Raw genomic sequence first — 18213 nt, forward strand, 5'->3', positions numbered from 1 at the left:
CGCCCCCGGTACTTCACCGGAAAGCACGAGGAGACGTTCTTATCCCGCGCATACCTTCGAACCATGAGGTGGCGGCAGGGGGCTGTCACCGTGCACAAGGGGGCATGCCCGTCATGGGGAACGCAGATTCGCGGGTACGGGGCCTCGCCGCCCGGGCCGGCGGCTGGAGCGCCCGGCACCGGTGGGCCGCGGTCGGCATCTGGGTGCTGTTCGTGGTTCTGGCGATGGGGATCGGTTCGGCGGCGGGCCGTGTCGATGTCGACGAGAGCGACCAGCTCAAGGGAGAGACGCACACCGCCGCCACGATCATCGACGACGCCGGGATCAAGGAACCGTCCAGTGAGACCGTCCTGATCCAGTCCAGGAACGGGTCGCTCACCTCCACGGACAGCGAGTTCCGCACGGCGGTCACCGCCGTCGTCAAGGCTGTCGAGGGGACCGGGAAGGTCACCGACGTCACCTCGCCGTACGACACGAAGACGATCTCGAAGGACGGGCGGAGCGCACTCGTCCAGTTCGACATGCGGGGCGACGCGGACACCGCCGGTGACCGGGTGGAGCCGGTGCTGAAGGCCGTCGCCGGGGTGCAGAAGGACCATGCGTCGTCGCTGCGGATCGAGGAGATCGGCGGCGCCAGCATGGCGAAGCAGTACGAGGACGCGTTCGGCGACGACTTCAAGAAGGCCGAGTACTCCGCCGTGCCCGTGGCCCTCGGCATCCTGCTGATCGCCTTCGGCGCGCTGGTCGCGGCGCTGCTGCCGGTGGCTCTGGCCATGACCGCGATCATCGCGACGATGGGCCTGATGGGCATCGTCAGCCACATCCAGCCGATGAGCGACACCGCCAACTCCGTGATGCTGCTGGTCGGTCTGGCCGTCGGCGTCGACTACTGCCTGTTCTATCTGCGCCGCGAACGCGAGGAGCGCGAGGCCGGCCGGGACGCCGGGGCCGCGCTGCGGATAGCCGCCGCCACGAGTGGCCGCGCCATCATCGTCTCCGGTGTCACGGTGTGCGTGGCGATGGCGGGCATGCTGTTCACCGGGCTCGCCGAGTTCGAGGCGATGGGCCTGGCCTCGCTGATGGTCGTCGCGGTCGCCATGGTCGGCTCGGTGACCGTACTGCCCGCGCTGCTCTCGCTGTTGGGCGAGCGGGTCGAGAAGGGCCGTATCCCGTTCCTGCGTCGGCGCAGCCGCCGGGGCAACGGCGAGAGCCGGTTCTGGACCTCCGTGCTGAAGGGCGTGCTCGCCAAGCCGCTCGTCTCCGTGCTCGTCGCGGCCGGCGCGCTGCTCGCCATCGCCTCTCCCGCCCTCGGCATGAAGACCCAAAACCTCACGCTGGACCAGGAGTTCGGCAACTCCCTGCCCATCGTGGGTACTTACAACCGCGTCAACGACGCCTTCCCCGGTGGCACCGAACCGGCCGAGGTGGTCGTCAGGGCGAAGGACATCAACTCGGCCGACGTCAAGCAGGCGCTCGCCGACTTCAAGGCCCAGGCGGTCAGTTCGGGTGCCTCGCGCGGCCCGGTCGACATCAAGCTGCACGACGCGCAGAACGTCGCCTTCGTCTACGTCCCGCTCGTCGGCGGCTCCGACCAGGACAAGGCCGCCAAGAGCCTGGAGAAACTGCGCGACGAGGTACGGCCCGCCACCCTCGGCAAGGTCGACGGCGTCCAGGCACCGATCACCGGGAACGTCGCAGGGTCGCACGACTTCAACGACCAACTTCTCGGGTCGGTCGTACCGGTCTTCGCGTTCGTCGTGGTCTTCGCCTTCCTTCTGATGCTCCTGTCGTTCCGCTCGCTGACGGTCGCGATCACCTCGATCGCCCTCAACCTGCTCTCGGTGGGCGCCGCCTACGGCATCCTCGTCGCGGTGTTCCAACACGGCTGGGGCGCCTCGCTGGTGGGCGCGGAGGGCGTCGGCGCCATCGTCACCTGGCTGCCGCTGTTCCTCTTCGTCATCCTGTTCGGCCTGTCGATGGACTACCACGTGTTCGTCGTCTCCCGCATCCGCGAGGCACGACTGCGCGGCCGTACGACACAGGAGGCGATCCGGCACGGCGTGGTCACCACGGCGGGCGTCGTCACCAGTGCCGCCGTCATCATGGTCGCCGTCTTCGCGATCTTCGGCACGCTCTCCATGCAGTCCATGAAGCAGATGGGCGTCGGCCTCGCGGCGGCGGTCCTCATCGACGCCACGGTCATCCGGGGCGTCCTGCTCCCCGCGGTGATGGCCCTGCTGGGCGAGCGCAACTGGTACTTCCCGAAGTGGCTGCACCGCCTGCCGGACCTCACCCACGACGAGTCCGCCGAGGAGATCACCTCCACGGTGGCGGGCGAGGGTGAGCCCATCCGGGTGTAACTCCTCCTGACTGAGGGCCTGTTGGTATCCCCGGGGGAACCAACAGGCCCTCATTGCCGTCCTGTCGTACCTTCGCTACGACGTCAACTCCTCGTACAGCCTCAACCAGTACTCCGGGGACACCGCACCGACCAGGACGTGCGGGTCGAGGCGCGCGGCACGGAACGCGGCGTCCACACGGCGCCTCGGGTGGACCCGGCGCAGGGAGGCGTGCAGCGAGCCGCCCGCCCCCGAGAAGCCCAGCTCGACCAGGTGCCGCCAGCCGTGCAGCGCGGCGGGTCCGAGCAGCGGGGTCCCGCGCCGCTCGATCCGGACGATCCCGGCGTCGACGCGCGGCACCGGACTGAACCGGCGCCGGTCGACCCGCCCGACCAGCCGCCACTCGTACCGGGGCCAGCTCCGCACCGTCAGCAGCGTCCAACTCCCGTAGTCCCCGGTGCGTTTGCGGGCGTACTCCAGTTGGGTCAGGAGGGTGGCGTCGGTGAGGGCGGGGGCGCGCAGGCACCAGTCGACGATGTCGGCCGTACGGGAGAAGGGCACGTTCCCGGCGACGGAGAACGGCGTGCGTGGGGGCCGGGTGTCCATGAAGTCCCCGGCGACGACGTGCACTTGGGGTGTGGTGGAGAAGCGGGCGTGGAGTTTCGGGACGAGCCGGGGGTCGATCTCGTGGGCGTGCAGTTCGCGGCAGCGGGGTGCGAGCATCGCGGTCAACGCGCCTTTCCCTGCGCCCACTTCGAGGAGGAGGGGGATCCGCCGTCCGTGCGGGACGGCGAGGCGGGCGACGTATTCGGCGGTGGCGCGGTCGGCGAGGAAGTTCTGCGAGAGCGCGCGGGAAACGCGGGTCGGGCGGGCCATGGCCTGCGGTCCTTGTCTTCCGTGAAGGGCATACGGGCAGACGAAGGCCCCGACCGGAAGAGAAGGAGGACGCGCGGAGCGACAGAGGGGCTCCGCGAGGACGTCAGCGGGGTGCGACGCCCGGGCCGGTCAGGGCACCGGGGCCGCGCCGCATGCGGATCGCATACGTGCAGCTCCGGCCGAGACCGGAGAAAGTGATCGAGTTGCAGGCCGACATGAAAGGCACGCTAGGCGGTCCGTGCGGCCCCGGGCAACGGAATATCCGCGTCAGCGCTGGTAGCGGGCCAGCACCAGATTTCCGTCCTTCTCCAGTCGTTCGCGCAGTTCGGCGAGGGTGATCGCGCCGCTGTAGTACTCCTGGAAGGCGGGGGTGGCCACCTTGTCCTTCCACTCCGGGTAGCCCCTTACGGACTGGGCGGGTGCCGGGGCGAGGTCGGCGGCGAGTGCGGTGCCGGTGGCCCAGTCGTCCTTGGTGGTGTGCAGGGCGGGGTCCTTGAGGGCCTGGGTGCCGGTGGGCAGCATCCAGTCGCCGAGGGCCAGTCGGACCATGTTCTTCGGTTGGAGCAGGAAGTCGATGAACTCGGCCGCTTCCTTCTTGTGCGGGCTGTCCTCGGCGATGGACAGGGTCTGCGGGCTGACGCCCTGGGTGAGCCCGTCGGCGCCGGCCGGGGCGGGCAGCACCTGCCAGTCGAAGCCCTTCGGTGCCTGCTGCGCGATCTGTTGGCGATAGGAGAAGCCGAGCGGGACCATCGCGTACTTGCCGCCGAAGAACCCGGGCAGCGTGTCCGAACCGCCGCTGCCGAGCGTCGTGGGCGAGGCGCTGTGGTCCACGTCCGCCTGGTCGTGGATGGTGCGCGGCACGACCTGGTCGGCCGCATCGAAGCGGACGGTCACCTTGCCGTCCGTGCCCCGGTGGAAGAGTGCGCCGCCCGCCGACAGCGACAGGTTGAGGGTGGCGGACACGGGTTCCTTGAGCGGCCAGGCCACGCCGTACTTCCCGTCGCCGCTGAGCCGCCGGGTGATGTCCCTGAACTCCGGCCAGCTCCAGGGGTGTTCGGGGGTCGGGATGCGTACGCCGGCCTTCTTCAGCCAGGTGGCGTTGGCGACGATCACCCGCGGCTCCTGGAGGAACGGCACGCCGTAGATCCCCTCCCCGAAGGTCGTCGCGTCCCAACTGCGCTGCGGGATCTCCGACTTGAGGCGGGCGGGCAGCAGGTCCCGGAGGTCGGCGAGGTAGCCGCCGTAGGCGAAGTCCGCGAGGTCGTCGGAGGCGTCGTGGATGATGTCGGGCGCCTCACCGCCCTCGAAGGAGGTGAGGAGCTGGTCGTGGACGCTGTCCCAACTGCCCTGTACGTACTCGATCTTGATGTCCGGGTGGGTGGCGTTCCACTCCTTCACCAGCTCCTTGTTGGCGGTGACGGACTCCTCCTGCCAGGCCAGGGACTGGAAGCGGAGGGTGATCCGGCCGTCCGCCGAACCGTTTGTGCCGCCGCCCGTGCAGCCGGCGAGGAGCAGGGTCAGGGCGAAGGCGAGGGCAAGGATCCAGCGGGGGCGCATCAGCTCTTCACCGCCCCGGTGAGCATGCCGCCGGTGATCCGGCGCTGGATCAGCGCGAAGACGACCAGCGAGGGCAGGGTCGCGAGGAACGCGGCGGCGGCCAGCGGGCCGAGGTCGGCGACGCCCTCCGCGCCGATGAAGTGGGTGAGGACTACTGGGAGCGTCTGTTTCTCCGGGGTCTTGAGCAGGACCAGCGCGAAGAAGAACTCGTTCCACGCGGTGACGAACGCGAACAGTGCCGTGGCGACGATGCCGGGCGCGAGCAGCGGTGCCGTGACCGACACGAGTGTCCGGAGCTTCCCGGCACCGTCCACGGCGGCGGCCTCCTCCAACTCGGCGGGCACGGCCCGGACATAGCCGACGAGCATCCACAGTGCGAACGGCAGCGCCCACACCACGTAGACCAGCACCAGCCCGGCCAGGGAGTCGATCAGCCGCAGGTTCTTCAGCACCAGGAAAAGCGGGATGATCACCAGCACGAACGGGAACGCCTGGCTGACCACCACCCACCCGGTCGCGGCCCGCGCGAGCAGCGTCCTGCGCCGGGCCATGACCCAGGCCATCGGGGTCGCGATCAGTACGGCGATCAGGGCGGCCCCGAGTGCGGCGAGCAGGGAGTTCAACGCGGCGTGCAGCAGCGGCTGTTCGTCGAAGGCCTGGCGGAAGTTGGCGAGGGTGGGGTGCCGGGGGATCCAGGTGGGGTGCAGACTGCCCAGCTCGCGGGGGGACTTGAAGGCGGTGGAGATGAGCCAGAGGAAGGGGAAGGCGAGGAAGACGAGGTACGCGAGCAGGGCGAGGTACTGTCCGGCGCGGGCTCCGGTGCTGGTCCTCATGACCCGTCTCCTCCCCTGATACGGCCCACGAGGAAGACGGCCAGGAGCACCGAGATCACCGCGACCATCACGCATCCCATCGCCGCCGCGTAGCCGAACTGTCCGTAGCGGAAGGCCTCTTCGTAGGCGAAGAGCATGGGCAGCCGGGTGCGGCCGCCGGGTCCGCCGCTGGTCAGGACGTAGACCAGGGCGAAGGAGTTGAAGTTCCAGATCAGGTTGAGCGCGGTGATCGCCAGCGCCACGGGTCTGAGGGCGGCCCAGGTGACCGTGCGGAAGCGGCGCCAGGCACCGGCGCCGTCGACCGCCGCCGCCTCGTGCAGTTCGCGCGGGGTGTTCTGCAGCCCGGCGAGCAGGGCGACCGTCGTCTGGGGCATGCCGGCCCAGACGCCGACGACGATCACGGCGGGCAGCGCGGTCCCGAGGCCGCTCAGCCAGTCCCGGCCGTCGCCGAGGCCGAGGTCGTGAAGGGTCTCGTTGAGGATGCCGGCGTCCGGGTTGTAGACGATCCGCCACATCATGCCGACGACGACCTCGGGCATCGCCCACGGGACGATCGCGAGCGCGCGGGCCAGCCACCTGAGCCGCAGGTCCTGGTTGAGCAGCAGGGCGAGTCCGAGGGCGAGCAGGAACTGCGGCACGGTCACTCCGACCGCCCACACCAGACCGATCCGGAACGACTCCCAGAACAGCGTGTCGTGCAGCAGGTCCCGGAAGTTGAGCCCGCCGATCCATCGCGTGGACACGGTCCGGCCCGACTGGGAGTCGGTGAAGGCCAGCAGCACACCGTAGAGGAGGGGGCCGACGCTGAGCACGAGGATCGGGATCAGCGCGGGCAGCACCAGGAACCAGGCCGCGCGGTCGGGAGCGCGCCGCTGCCTGCCCCGGCCCGGCGCGCGGGTCGGCGGCCGCCTCACCTCCGTCACCGATGTCATGGAATCAGCCCCTTTGCGCCACCAGGTCGGGCCTGGTCATGGTCGTGAACGCCTGATGTCCCGTCAAGGCACCTCGCATGCCGTCCCACCTGTGCGAATGCGACACTGGCCGTCGGATGGCGGGAACCCGACGCCGTACGCACACGCACAGGGACCACATGGAGGCGGGACGCATGGACGAGGCACGGGCGCGGGACGTACTGGCCGCGGCGGACGTACTGCCCGGCCCGGCGCGGGACGCGCGGCTCCTCGCCCTCGGCGAGAACGCGGTGTTCGCCGCCGGTGACCTGGTCGTCAAGGTGGGCCGCGACGCCGAACTCCTCGACCGCGCGCGGCGCGAGCTGGACGTGGCGGTCTGGCTGGCGGAGACGGGCGTGCCGGCGGTGCGGGCCGCAGACCCGAAGGCGCGACTGGTCGAGGGGCATCCGGTGACCGTGTGGCACCGGCTGGCCGATTCCCTACGCCCGGCCGAGCCCCGGGATTTGGCCGAACTGCTACGCCTCGTCCACGCCCTCCCCTCCCCCGCCTTCGATCTGCCGCCCCGCGAGCTGCTGGGCGGTGTGGAGCGCTGGCTGCGTCTGGCCGGTGACGCGATCGACCCGGCGGACGCGGCCTATCTGCGGGAGCGGCGCGACGGCTTCGCGGCTGCCGCCGCCGCGCTCACCCCCCAGCTGCCGCCGGGCCCGATCCACGGCGACGCGCTGCCCCGCAATGTGCATGTCGGCCCGGACGGCCCGGTCCTGGTCGACCTGGAGACCTTCTCCGCCGATCTGCGCGAGCACGACCTGGTGGTGATGGCCCTCTCCCGCGACCGCTACGGCCTCCCGGCCCCGGCCTACGACTCCTTCACCAAGGCCTACGGCTGGGACGTGCGCGAGTGGGCGGGCTGCTCGGTGCTGCGCGGCGCCCGGGAGACGGCCAGTTGCGCCTGGGTCGCCCAGCACGCGCCGAGCAATCCCAAGGCGCTGGCCGAGTTCGAGCGGAGGGTGGCGTCCTTGCGGGACGGGGACGAGACGGTGCGCTGGTATCCCTTCTGAACCTGCGACCCCGTTGCGGCCTGGCCGCTCAGACCGTCTCGTCCTCCAGCTCGCGCAGCGGCCAGGTGCCGTCGACCACCGCGTCCTGGTCGCCCTTGCGGCGCAGGAAGCTCTGGAAGTCGGCGGCCCATTCCGCATACCACTCGATCTGGCGGCGGTGCAGCTCGGCCGGGCCGAGGGCGGCGACCTTGGGGTGGCGGTCGGCTATCGCACCGGCCAGCCGGGCGGCGGCGAGGGCGTCGGCCGAGGCGTCGTGCGCGGAGTCGAGCACCACGCCGTACTCGGCGCAGACCGCTTCGAGGTTGCGCTTGCCCCGGCGGTAGCGGTCGACGGAGCGGTCGATCGTGTACGGGTCGATGACCGGGGCGGGGTCGGTGCCGCCCAGGCGGTCGCGCAGGGACGCCAGTCCGTGCCGGCGCAGCTCGGCGGAGAGCAGGGTCAGGTCGAAGGCCGCGTTGTAGGCGACGACCGGGACGCCCGTCTTCCAGTACGTGACGAGGACGTCGGCGATCGACTCGGCGACCTGGTCGGCCGGGCGGCCCTCGGTGACGGCCCGCTCATTGGTGATGCCGTGCACCGCGACGGCGTCCGCCGGGATCTCCACGCCGGGATCCGCCAGCCACTCCCGGCGCCCTATGGGACGTCCGCCCCTGACCTCGATGACCGCGCCCGTGACGATGCGCGCCTCGCGCGGCTCGGTCCCCGTCGTCTCCAGGTCGAAGCCGATGAGCAGCTCCTGGTGCCAGGCCATGACGGCCCCCCTTCTCGGTGGTGCTTTCCCCCAGTGGTCTCCACGATCGCATGAGCCACTGACAATCCGAGGACCGCGTTCCGCTTACCGCGGACCGGGCCGGGGACAGCTCAGGACACCGGTCGCGAATCCGCCCACATCTGCTCGAACTCATCGCGATAGGTGGGGAAAAGCGCGCTGTCGTCCATTTCGTCCGACTTGACGAGCCGGCTTCCGTTCCGCAGCACCAGCACCGGCGCCTCCATGCCGCGGGTGCGGCGCAGATAGGACTGCACGACGGCGATGCCGTCCGAGCCGTCGCCGTCCACGAGGTACGCGGTGAAGCGCGGCGTCTCGTCGAAGACCTGGATCTCGAAGGCCCCGGGATCGCGCAGCCGGGACCGCACCCGCCGCATGTGCAGGATGTTCATCTCGACGGCGCGGCTCAACTCTCCCCGCTTGATACCGAGTTCGCGCTCACGCCGCTTCACCGCGCTGGAGGCCGGGTTGAGGAAGAGCAGCCGTACCCGGCAACCCGACTCGGCGAGCCGGACCAGCCGTCTGCCGGAGAAGTTCTGCACGAGCAGGTTGAGGCCGATGCCGATGGCGTCGACGCGGCGGGCCCCGCCGAAGATGTCCTCCGCCGGGAACTGGCGCATCAGCCGCACCCGGTCGGGGTGCACGGCGACCACGTCCGCGAACCGCTCGCCGATCAGCTCCTCGACCGCGTCGACGGGCAGCCGCCGGGCCGAGGGCACGTCACCGCCGGCGCCGAGGGTCTCCAGCAGGTTCGCGGAGGCGCGCTCGGCCTGGTTGAGGACCGCCTCGGACAGGGCCCGGTTGCGGGAGACGACGTTGCGGGTCACTTCCAGTTCGTCCAGGGCGAGTTCGACGTCGCGGCGCTCGTCGATGTACGGCTCGAAGCACGGCCAGTGCTGCACCATCAGCTCGCGCAACTGGGGCAGGGTCAGGAAGCTGAGGACGTTGTCGTCGGCCGGGTCGAGCAAGTAGCCCTTGCGGCGGCTGACTTCGCGTACGGCGACCGCGCGCTGAACCCACTCCTGGCCGGCCGGACCGGCCGCGGCGACCACCCACTCGTCGCCGTGGACGGGTTCGTAGATGGGGCGCAGGACGGCGGCCACGACGGCCCGCAGCCGCTGTTCGACCAGGTTCAGCCAGATGTAGGCCCGGCCGGCTCGCTGGGCGCGCGTGCGCACCTCGCGCCAGGCGTCGGCGTCCCAGTCCAACTCCGGCCCAATGGAACCAGCCGCGTCCATCGGACGTGCCAGGGACACCGCGCCGGGCGGGACTTCTGCGGAGTTCCCCTCGTGACCCTCGTCACCAGGGGGCAACTCCAGCCCTCCCGAGCCCACCCGTGCACCGCCTTCCGCTCCCCCGAGCTCACCCCAGTCTCAACGATCAAGGAAGGGTACTCCGGGACCGGTCGGCGGTGCAGCCGGATGGACAGGGTCGTTTCTCAACTTCCGCCGTTCACATTGCCGTTCTGGTTCGCGAGGGCGGCCGGAGTGAGCGGATTCATAGCGGTGACGTCGCGCGGGGCGATCGAGAACCCCTGCCAGTGGACCGGCATGGGCTGCTGGTCCTCGTCGCGGGCGATGTGGTGGAAGCCGACGTTCACCCAGACCACGGGGTGGGTGAGGGTCTGTCCGTTGACCCACTTGTCGACCGACTTCGGGTGCCCGGCACCGCAGTTGGGCAGGTTGTCGCTGGCGAACTGCTCGCACTTGTTGTACTCGGTGAAGTACACGTCGTGCTGGGTGAAGCTGCGGCCCGGGTACTTGGTGGAGGGGCCGGGGACTATCTCGTAGGACCGGGCGTGGTTGTCCTTGTTCTTGCCGGTCGCGCTGACGACGCGCCACCAGCGCATGTTCTTGGCGTCGCCCACGAGTTCCTTGGTGACCTTGGTCAACGTGGTCTTGTTGGTGGGGGTGTTGGCGCCGTGCGTGGTGACCGTGGAGTCGTACTGCTCGACGCGTCCCTTGGAGGAGCCGTCGAGGGCGAAGTCCAACTTCCAGAAGACGTCGTGCTGGTGGCTCGTCGCGTACGCCGTGGCGCCCTTGCCGAGCGGCCAGCCGCGGCCGTCGCCCGCGTCGTAGTCGTAGGGCGAAAGGCTGCCGGTGGCACCGACGTTCATGTTGATGGTGCCGTCGTCCTGGAAGCGCCACTCGGTGATGTACTCGTACCAGCCGACCTGGTTGACCGTGTAGACGAGGAAGTCCTTGCCCTGGGTCTGGAAGACCTTGTTGGCGCTGTCGCCCTGCATCCGGAAGGCGTGGCCGCGCGAACGGGTCGTGGTGCACAGGCCCTTGACGTTCGGGTGGTCCGGGTCGATGGCGTCGGGGACCTTGACGGTCTTGATGGTGCCGCCGGGGCACTCGCCGGGCTGCATGTTCATCAGGCCGGTGCCGAAGCCGTACTGAGTGAGGTCGCTGTACTCGTTCTTGCCGTCGTCGTAGGGCACGTGGATCTGGGCGAGCTTGGCGTCGGCGAGCACCTTGATGGGGGTGGCCTGGCCGGGCGGCTGGTAGGAGATGTTCTCCAGGACGAGGCCGGCTTCGCGCTCGTAGTGCCAGCACATCCGCCAGGTGGTGCCGGTGGAGAGCTTCTGCTCGATGGTGTACGCGGCGCTGCAGCCGGGGGCGGCGGCGCTCGGGGCGGCCTTCGGCTGGGCGACGGCCGGGCCCGCGCCCGCGGTGGCACCGGCGGCCAGGGCGGCCACGGCGAGGCCCACGGCCCCCCGCCTGCGGGCACGGCTGATTCTGTTGACGCGCATGAAGAAGTGACTCCCTTACAGGAGAAGCAAGTTGGGAAGTGGACGAAGAACTGCGCGATGTACGCGGTCTGTTCAGCCGGTGAGCTTGCCGACCTTGCGGGCGCTCAGGTCGACGACGAAGTCACGGGCGTCGATCCACGGCCCGTTCTTCACCTTGGGGAACAGCCGCACGCAGCGGTGCTCGCCGCACTGGTCGAGGACTCCGGACTGCTTCCCCGGAGCGGCCTTGTAGATCATGGCGGTCAGCAACAGTTGGTCCGGCGAGGTGAGTTGGCTGCCGGTGGCGTCCTTGTAGTCGGCCTTCAGGCCCGCGCCGAGCGGGTCCGCGAGCAGCAGTTCGGCCGCCTCGACGTCCTCGGCGTGACTGGCCGGCGGCTGCACTCCGTGCTGGGTGCCGGTCTGCTCGACCTTGCCGGTGTCGAGGTTGACGGTCTTGGTGACGACCGTGTCGTCCTTGTAGTCGTAGAACGTCACGTCGGCGCGGCGCGGCGCGTTCGGGTTGTCGAGCTCACCGGCCTCGGGGTCGGCGAGTTCGACGTCGAGGCGCTGCGGTCCGCGCTTCCCGTCCACGTTCTCGCTGGAGTTGAACAGCTGTTGGTTCACCGCGAGCTGCTCGACGCGCTTGGTCTCGTCGTCGGTGAGCGGGTCGCGGCCCTTGCCCTTCTCGCCCTCGGCCGGGACCTGTTGCACTACACCGGGCGCCGCGCCCGGCCCGTCCGCGGCCTGCTGGGCGGACCCGGCGGCCTTCCCGGTGCCCCCCGACTCGTCGGCCCCCGCCGTGCCCGGCAGGGTGACGGCGACCATCACGGCGGTCCCGGCCACCGCTATGGCCGTACCCGCCACCACTTTCCCCAGGTGGCGGTGCACTGTCCTTCGCACATTTCCCCCTACTCCCCCTGGGCCCTCCCCGGACCCCCGGGAGTGGTGTCTGTCCCACTCGGTTCGGCATACGGCATACGTCAGACGCCGCACGCACTGGTCATTTGGTAAGAGGGACGTAAGTCATAGGTGGTTCCCTCACTTTCGGGGAGACTCAGGAGCAAGGCGCCCCGGCGGCGGGGCCCGGCTGAAAGAGTCGTGACCATGCAGGTCTGGCCTGGAGAGGCGTATCCACTCGGTGCCACGTACGACGGCGCCGGCACCAACTTCGCGGTCTTCACGGAGGCCGCGGACCGAGTAGAGCTGTGTCTGCTGCACGACGACGGCTCGGAGACGGCGGTGGAACTGCGCGAGAGCGACGCGTTCGTGCGGCACGCGTACGTGCCCGGCATCATGCCCGGACAGCGCTACGGATTCCGCGCGCACGGCCCCTACGCCCCCGAGCGCGGCCGGCGGTGCAACTCCGCGAAGCTGCTGCTCGACCCGTACGCGAAGGCGGTCAGCGGATCGATCACCTGGGGCGAGGAGGTGTACGGCTACCACTTCGACGCTCCCGACAAGCGCAACGACCTGGACTCGGCCCCCCACACGATGTCGTCGGTCGTGGTCAACCCGTACTTCGACTGGGGCGACGACCGGCTGCCCCGGCACGGCTACCACGAGACGGTGCTCTACGAGGCCCATGTGAAGGGCCTGACGATGCGGCACCCGGGGCTGCCGGAGGAGCTGCGCGGCACCTACGCGGCGCTGGCGCACCCGGCCGTCATCGAGCACCTGGTGGGGCTGGGGGTGACCGCCCTGGAGCTGATGCCGGTGCACCAGTTCGTCAACGACCACCGGCTGGTCGACATGGGGCTCAACAACTACTGGGGCTACAACACGATCGGTTTCTTCTCCCCGCACAACGCCTACGCCTCCTGGGGCGACCGCGGCCAGCAGGTCCTGGAGTTCAAGTCGGCGGTACGGGCGCTGCACGAGGCCGGTATCGAGGTCATCCTGGACGTCGTCTACAACCACACCGCCGAGGGCAACCACCTGGGCCCGACGCTGTCCTTCAGGGGCCTCGACAACCCCTCCTACTACCGGCTGGCGGAGGATCCCCGCTACTACATGGACACCACGGGGACGGGCAACTCGCTGCTCATGCGGTCCCCGCACGTGCTCCAACTGATCATGGACTCGCTGCGCTACTGGGTCACCGAGATGCATGTCGACGGCTTCCGCTTCGACCTGGCGGCCACCCTGGCCCGGCAGTTCCACGAGGTGGACCGGCTGTCGTCGTTCTTCGACCTGGTCCAGCAGGACCCGGTGGTCTCCCAGGTGAAGCTGATCGCGGAGCCCTGGGACGTCGGCGAGGGCGGCTACCAGGTGGGCAACTTCCCGCCGCTGTGGACCGAGTGGAACGGCAAGTACCGCGACACCGTGCGGGACCTGTGGCGGGGCGAGGGGCGCGCGCTCGCGGAGTTCGCGTCCAGGCTGACGGGTTCGTCCGACCTCTACCAGGACGACGGCCGCCGTCCCCTGGCGTCCATCAACTTCGTCACCTGCCACGACGGGTTCACCCTGCACGACCTGGTGTCGTACAACGACAAACGCAACCAGGCCAACGGCGAGGACAACCGGGACGGCGAGAGCCACAACCGGTCCTGGAACTGCGGGGCCGAGGGTGAGACCGACGACCCGGCCGTCCTGGAGCTGCGGGCACGCCAGATGCGCAACTTCGTGGCCACGCTGATGCTGTCCCAGGGTGTGCCGATGGTCAGCCACGGGGATGAGTTCGCGCGCACCCAGCGCGGCAACAACAACGCGTACTGCCAGGACAGCGAGCTGGCCTGGGTGAAGTGGCCCGAGGGCGACGCGGAATCGCCGGAGCTGCTGGCCTTCACGCGCGCGTTGGTGTGGCTGCGCAAGGAGCATCCCGTGTTCCGGCGCCGGCGCTTCTTCCACGGGCGGCCCGTGGAGGGCACCCACGACGAGCTGTCGGACATCGCCTGGTTCACCCCCGAGGGCAAGGAGATGACCCAGCGGGACTGGGACTCGGCGCAGGCGTCCGCCCTGTCGGTGTTCCTGAACGGCAACGCCATCTCGGAGCCGGGCCCGCGCGGGGAGCGCATCTCCGACGACTCCTTCCTGATGATGTTCAACGCCTCCCCCAAGACGCTGGACTTCGTGGTGCCGGTCAACCACGGACGCCAGTGGCAGGTGGTCGTCGACACAGGCCGCCCCGAAGGGGTGCCTCCGGGCACGGGCGCGAAGGTGAAGGCCGGGGACCGGCTGACCCTGGTGGACCGCAGCATGACCGTGTTGCAGCGGCCCACTTAGGAGAACACCCGGTCGGCGGACCGGATGCGGGGGTCGATGACACGAAAGACGGCCGGGCGGGTACGTAGGTCTGCATGACACCTGAGCGACCCGACCCGGCAGTGCCCACGGCCACCTACCGGCTGCAACTGCAGCCCGAGTTCCCGTTCGCGGCGGCCGCGGCGGCCGTGCCGTACCTGGCGTCGCTCGGCGTCTCGCACCTGCATCTGTCGCCCGTCCTGGAGTCCGTCCCCGGCTCGACGCACGGCTACGACGTCGTCGACCACTCGCGCGTGCGGGACGAACTCGGCGGCGAGGACGGTCTGCGGGCCTTGGCGCGCACCGCGCGGGAGCATGGTCTGGGGCTGGTGGTGGACATCGTGCCCAACCACATGGCCATGGCGCCGCGTCACAACCGCGCGCTGTGGGAGGTGCTCAGGGAGGGCCCCGAGTCGCCGTACGCGCGCTGGTTCGACATCGACTGGGAGGCCCAGGGCGGGCAGGTGCTGCTGCCGGTGCTGGGCGGTCCGGTCGGCTCGGAGATCGACCATCTGAAGGTCGACGGCGACGTCCTGCGCTACTACGACCATGTGTTCCCGCTCCGCGCGGGCACCGGGGAGCTGCCGCTGCCGCAGCTCCTGGACGCGCAGTGGTACCGCCCGGTGTGGTGGCGGCTGGCCCGCACCGAGCTGAACTACCGGCGTTTCTTCAGCATCTCGGAGCTGATCGGGGTGCGCGTCGAGGACCCCGAGGTCTTCGACGCCACGCACGCGAAGCTGCTGCGACTGCTGCGCGAGGGCGTGGTCGACGGGCTGCGCGTCGACCACCCCGACGGCCTCGCCGACCCCGACGACTACCTGCGGCGGCTGCACGAGGCGACCGCCGGCCGGTGGACGGTCGTGGAGAAGATCCTCGCGGACGGGGAGCACCTGCCGGCGTCCTGGCCGGTCGCGGGCACCACCGGCTACGACGCCCTCCGACACATCGACGGATTGTTCAACGATCCGTCGGGGGCGGGTGAACTCCTGGGCCAGTACCGGAGGTTCGCGGCCCCGCAGACGGACCGGGGCGGGCAGTGGGAGCCGACGGTACGGCGGGCGGCGTACAAGGTGATCACACACGAACTGGTCGCCGAGACGGAACGGTTGACCCGGGTCGCGGCCCGGCTCTGTTCCACCTCCCCGGACCCGGCACTCCGCGACCGGGCCCCCTGGACGCTGCGTGCCGCGCTGGTGGAGCTCCTGGTGCGCATGGAGGTCTACCGGCCCTACACCTCGGGCGACACCGCCGCCGTCGTCACCGAGGAGGCGGCGGCCGAGGCCCGGCAGGCGTTCGTCGTCGCGGAGGAGGCGGGCGCCGTCGACGTCGTACGGGATCTGCTGCTGGGGCGGTACGGGGACGGGCCCGAACAGGTCGAGTTCCGGACGCGGTTCGCGCAGACCTCGTCCGCGCTACGGGCCAAGTCGGTGGAGGACACGGCCTTCTACCGCTATGTGCCGCTGCTGTCGTCGACCGAGGTGGGCGGGAACCCGGGCAGCCCCGCCGTGTCCCCGGAGGACTTCCACGCGTACTGCGCGCGCGTGCAGCGCGACTGGCCCGCCATGGGCACCGTGCTGTCGACCCACGACACCAAGCGCAGTGCCGATGTACGGGCCGCGCTGGCCGTGCTCACCGAGGTGCCGGAGCGCTGGGCGGACGTGCTGGCCGAGGTGACCCGCACCGGCGAGGGCGTACCGGACGCCCAACTGGCGTGGGCCGCCTGGCAGACGGTGTTCGGCCTCGGCCCGGCGGACCCGGGGCGCGTCCAGGAGGCCCTGCTGAAGCATGTGCGCGAGGCGGGCCTGTACACGAGCTGGACGGAGCAGGAGCCGCCGTACGAGGAGGCGGTGGCGGCGTTCGTCGCGGCGGGCCCGTGCGGGGCGCCAGGCGAGCGGGTGGCCGCGTTCCGCGCGGAGGTGGAGCCGCACATCAGGGCGAACCTGCTGGGCGCCGCGCTCATCCACCTGACGATGCCGGGCGTACCGGACCTCTACCAGGGCACGGAGGCCGAGTACCGCGCCCTGGTCGACCCCGACAACCGCCGCCCGGTGCCGTTCCCGTCCCCGGACCCGGGCGACAAGGGCGCCCTGACGGCCGCCGCGCTGCGGCTGCGGGCCCGTCGCCCCGAGGCCTTCGGCGACGCGGCGACGTACACCCCGCTGGCGGCGGAGGGCCCGGCCGCGGCGCACTGTGTGGCGTTCGCGCGGTCGGGGGCCGCGGTCACGGCAGTGACCCGGCTGTCCTCGCGGCTCGCGGCGGCGGGCGGCTGGCGCGACACGTCCGTGGCGCTGCCGCCGGGCCGATGGGTCGATGTGCTGGCTCCGGAGCGGGAGTTCACGGGGCACGCACGCGTGGCGGAGCTTTTCGGGGTGTCGCCGGTGGTGCTGCTGGAGGTCGCGGGTTAGGTGCGCACCTTGAGGGTCCGGGGCGAACGGCGGACCAGGTCGTCGGGGAGGTCCCGGGCGCCCGGTGCGCGGCGCAGACCGGGCAGGGCGGTCAGGAGGGCGCGCAGGCCGTGTTCGGCCGTGAGACGGGCCAGGAGGGCGTCGGGGCCGGTGTCGTGGACGAGCGGTCCGGGGTCGGGGCGGAACGCGTCGTAGCGGTCGGGGTCGGTGAAGCGGTCCGGGTCACGGCCGGCCGAACCGAGGAGGCAGGCGACGGTGGCCCCGGCGGGTATGGCCCCGACGGGTTCGACGGCCCGGCGCAGCACGACGTGCAGCGGTGGATCGCGGCGCAGGGACTCCGCCCAGGCACCGGCCGTGAGCGCGGGGCGGGCGCGGAGCACCTCCAACTGGCGTGGGCTGTCGAGGAGGTTGGCGAGGAACGACGCGAGCGCCCGCGCGGTGCTCTCGCCCGCCGCGCCGAGCAGCGCGCCCACCAGCCGCGTGACGGTCCCGTCGGACAGCGGGCCGTCGGCGGTCCGCGCGGTGCACAGGACGGACAGCAGGTCACTGCCCGGATGGGCGCGGCGGCGGGCCGTCAACGGGCCCAGGAAGGCGGCCAGTTCGGCACGGCCGCCCCCGGAGGGGCCAAGGCCCGTGCGGCACCAGCGGTGCACGCGCGCGGTGTCCTCGTAGGGCAGTCCGAGCGCGGCCACGGCCGTGGCGGTGGGCAGCCAGACGCAGAACTCGGCCACCAGATCGGCCTCTTCACGGGCGGCCAGCCGGCGGGCGAGAACATGGGCACCGCGCTCCACGGCTGCGGTCAGGGCGGCCAGCGCGGGCCCGCGCAGCGCCCGGTCGAGAAGCCGGCCCGCCTCGGCCCCTGCTTCGGGCACTGGGACGAACCGGGGGTCGGCGAGCGCGGCGCGGACATCGCCGTAGCGGCTGAGAAGCCAGGCGCCGAACGGCTCGTCGTACACGAGCGGATAGTGCGTGCGGAGGGTGCGATAGAGCGGATACGGGTCCCGTACGGCCGTCCGCAGGCTCGGCGGTAGGGGCGCACGGGCCGGGGTGCCCGCGGTCCGCCTGACGGGCACGTCCGTGAGACACAGCACCGCCGTCCGCTCCCGGGGTCGTCGCTCCGCCCCACGCCGTGGCGGCGCGCGGCCGGTCGTCCGCGCCATGGGCACGCGCGGCTTCCCCCAGCGGACCATCGCGCCGCGCGGGTCGCAGCCCCCGTACGGCCGTCCGGGTGAAGCGGCCGTCCCGCGGTCCTACGGCGTACGCCGACCCGCCGCACGCCGTGGGACCGTCCCGGCCACCGGCTCGCACCCGCGTGCGATCCCGGGGTGCGTGCCGAGCGGCCGGCGTGCGGTGTCGGAGCGGCGGCGTCGGTGTGCTCGGGACGGGGGAACGCGCGTGTGCACGGTGTCGACGTCACGGACAGTGAGCGCCGGTGTCCGTGAAACACCCTGGAAATCCCGGCCCCCCTGCTGGCACCAACTCGCCTACCGG

At 71.1% G+C, this 18213-nt stretch carries 13 protein-coding genes; 4 read left to right on the top strand and 9 right to left on the bottom strand.

Features of this window, described 5'->3' with window-relative positions; genetic code table 11:
* Positions 1-113: 113 nt before the first annotated feature.
* The gene (locus tag AB0M63_RS07840) at positions 114-2360 is read left to right on the top strand and encodes an MMPL family transporter (protein WP_366018783.1); all 2247 of its coding nucleotides are present in this window, start codon (positions 114-116) and stop codon (positions 2358-2360) included.
* A 75-nt stretch (positions 2361-2435) separates the two neighbouring features.
* On the opposite strand, the gene erm is transcribed toward AB0M63_RS07840, so the two are convergent.
* The 4 genes from erm to AB0M63_RS07860 form a co-directional block, all read right to left on the bottom strand.
* A complete protein-coding gene (erm, locus tag AB0M63_RS07845) occupies positions 2436-3215 on the bottom strand; it encodes an ErmE/ErmH/ErmO/ErmR family 23S rRNA (adenine(2058)-N(6))-methyltransferase (protein WP_366018784.1) in 780 nt (259 codons plus the stop codon).
* 267 nt (positions 3216-3482) lie between these two features.
* Positions 3483-4772, bottom strand: coding sequence for a sugar ABC transporter substrate-binding protein (locus AB0M63_RS07850; RefSeq protein ID WP_366018785.1), 1290 nt, complete (start codon positions 4770-4772; stop codon positions 3483-3485).
* Positions 4772-5605, bottom strand: a complete 834-nt coding sequence (locus AB0M63_RS07855; RefSeq protein ID WP_366018786.1) for a carbohydrate ABC transporter permease — start codon at positions 5603-5605, stop codon at positions 4772-4774. Before AB0M63_RS07855 ends, AB0M63_RS07850 begins: the two co-directional genes overlap by 1 nt.
* Positions 5602-6537 carry a sugar ABC transporter permease gene (locus AB0M63_RS07860; RefSeq protein WP_366018787.1) on the bottom strand — a complete coding sequence of 312 codons (936 nt, stop codon included), beginning with the start codon at positions 6535-6537 and terminating at the stop codon, positions 5602-5604. Before AB0M63_RS07860 ends, AB0M63_RS07855 begins: the two co-directional genes overlap by 4 nt.
* Before the next feature lie 173 nt (positions 6538-6710).
* Here AB0M63_RS07860 and AB0M63_RS07865 point away from each other — a divergent pair, with 173 nt between their 5' ends.
* Positions 6711-7574 (top strand): aminoglycoside phosphotransferase family protein, encoded by an 864-nt coding sequence (locus tag AB0M63_RS07865; protein WP_366018788.1) that lies wholly within the window; start codon positions 6711-6713, stop codon positions 7572-7574.
* Between the two features lie 28 nt (positions 7575-7602).
* Here AB0M63_RS07865 and AB0M63_RS07870 read toward each other — a convergent pair whose 3' ends face one another.
* The 4 genes from AB0M63_RS07870 to AB0M63_RS07885 all read right to left on the bottom strand — a co-directional run bounded on the left by AB0M63_RS07870 (position 7603) and on the right by AB0M63_RS07885 (position 11977).
* Positions 7603-8325 carry a 3'-5' exonuclease gene (locus tag AB0M63_RS07870; RefSeq protein ID WP_355914812.1) on the bottom strand — a complete coding sequence of 241 codons (723 nt, stop codon included), beginning with the start codon at positions 8323-8325 and terminating at the stop codon, positions 7603-7605.
* Positions 8326-8435: 110 nt separating this feature from the next.
* Positions 8436-9677 carry an SAV2148 family HEPN domain-containing protein gene (locus AB0M63_RS07875; protein ID WP_366018789.1) on the bottom strand — a complete coding sequence of 414 codons (1242 nt, stop codon included), beginning with the start codon at positions 9675-9677 and terminating at the stop codon, positions 8436-8438.
* 104 nt (positions 9678-9781) lie between these two features.
* Entirely contained in the window at positions 9782-11098 is a 1317-nt protein-coding gene (locus AB0M63_RS07880) for a copper amine oxidase (protein ID WP_355914819.1), read from the bottom strand.
* 72 nt (positions 11099-11170) lie between these two features.
* On the bottom strand, positions 11171-11977 hold the full coding sequence (locus AB0M63_RS07885; RefSeq protein ID WP_355914822.1) for a Tat pathway signal sequence domain protein: 807 nt from the start codon (positions 11975-11977) through the stop codon (positions 11171-11173).
* A gap of 204 nt (positions 11978-12181) precedes the next feature.
* Here AB0M63_RS07885 and glgX point away from each other — a divergent pair, with 204 nt between their 5' ends.
* Together glgX and treY are read left to right on the top strand one after the other, a co-directional pair.
* The gene (gene glgX, locus AB0M63_RS07890; RefSeq protein ID WP_366018790.1) at positions 12182-14299 is read left to right on the top strand and encodes a glycogen debranching protein GlgX; all 2118 of its coding nucleotides are present in this window, start codon (positions 12182-12184) and stop codon (positions 14297-14299) included.
* Positions 14300-14373: 74 nt separating this feature from the next.
* Positions 14374-16722 carry a malto-oligosyltrehalose synthase gene (gene treY / locus AB0M63_RS07895; protein WP_366018791.1) on the top strand — a complete coding sequence of 783 codons (2349 nt, stop codon included), beginning with the start codon at positions 14374-14376 and terminating at the stop codon, positions 16720-16722.
* Here the strand turns inward: treY and AB0M63_RS07900 are convergent.
* Positions 16719-17795: a cytochrome P450 gene (locus tag AB0M63_RS07900; RefSeq protein WP_366018792.1), complete on the bottom strand. Its 1077-nt coding sequence runs from the start codon at positions 17793-17795 to the stop codon at positions 16719-16721. The two genes, treY and AB0M63_RS07900, sit on opposite strands and share 4 nt — an antisense overlap.
* Between the last annotated feature and the right edge of the window lie 418 nt (positions 17796-18213).

The organism is Streptomyces sp. NPDC051576 (assembly GCF_040681835.1).
In the GTDB taxonomy this organism is placed as follows: domain Bacteria; phylum Actinomycetota; class Actinomycetes; order Streptomycetales; family Streptomycetaceae; genus Streptomyces.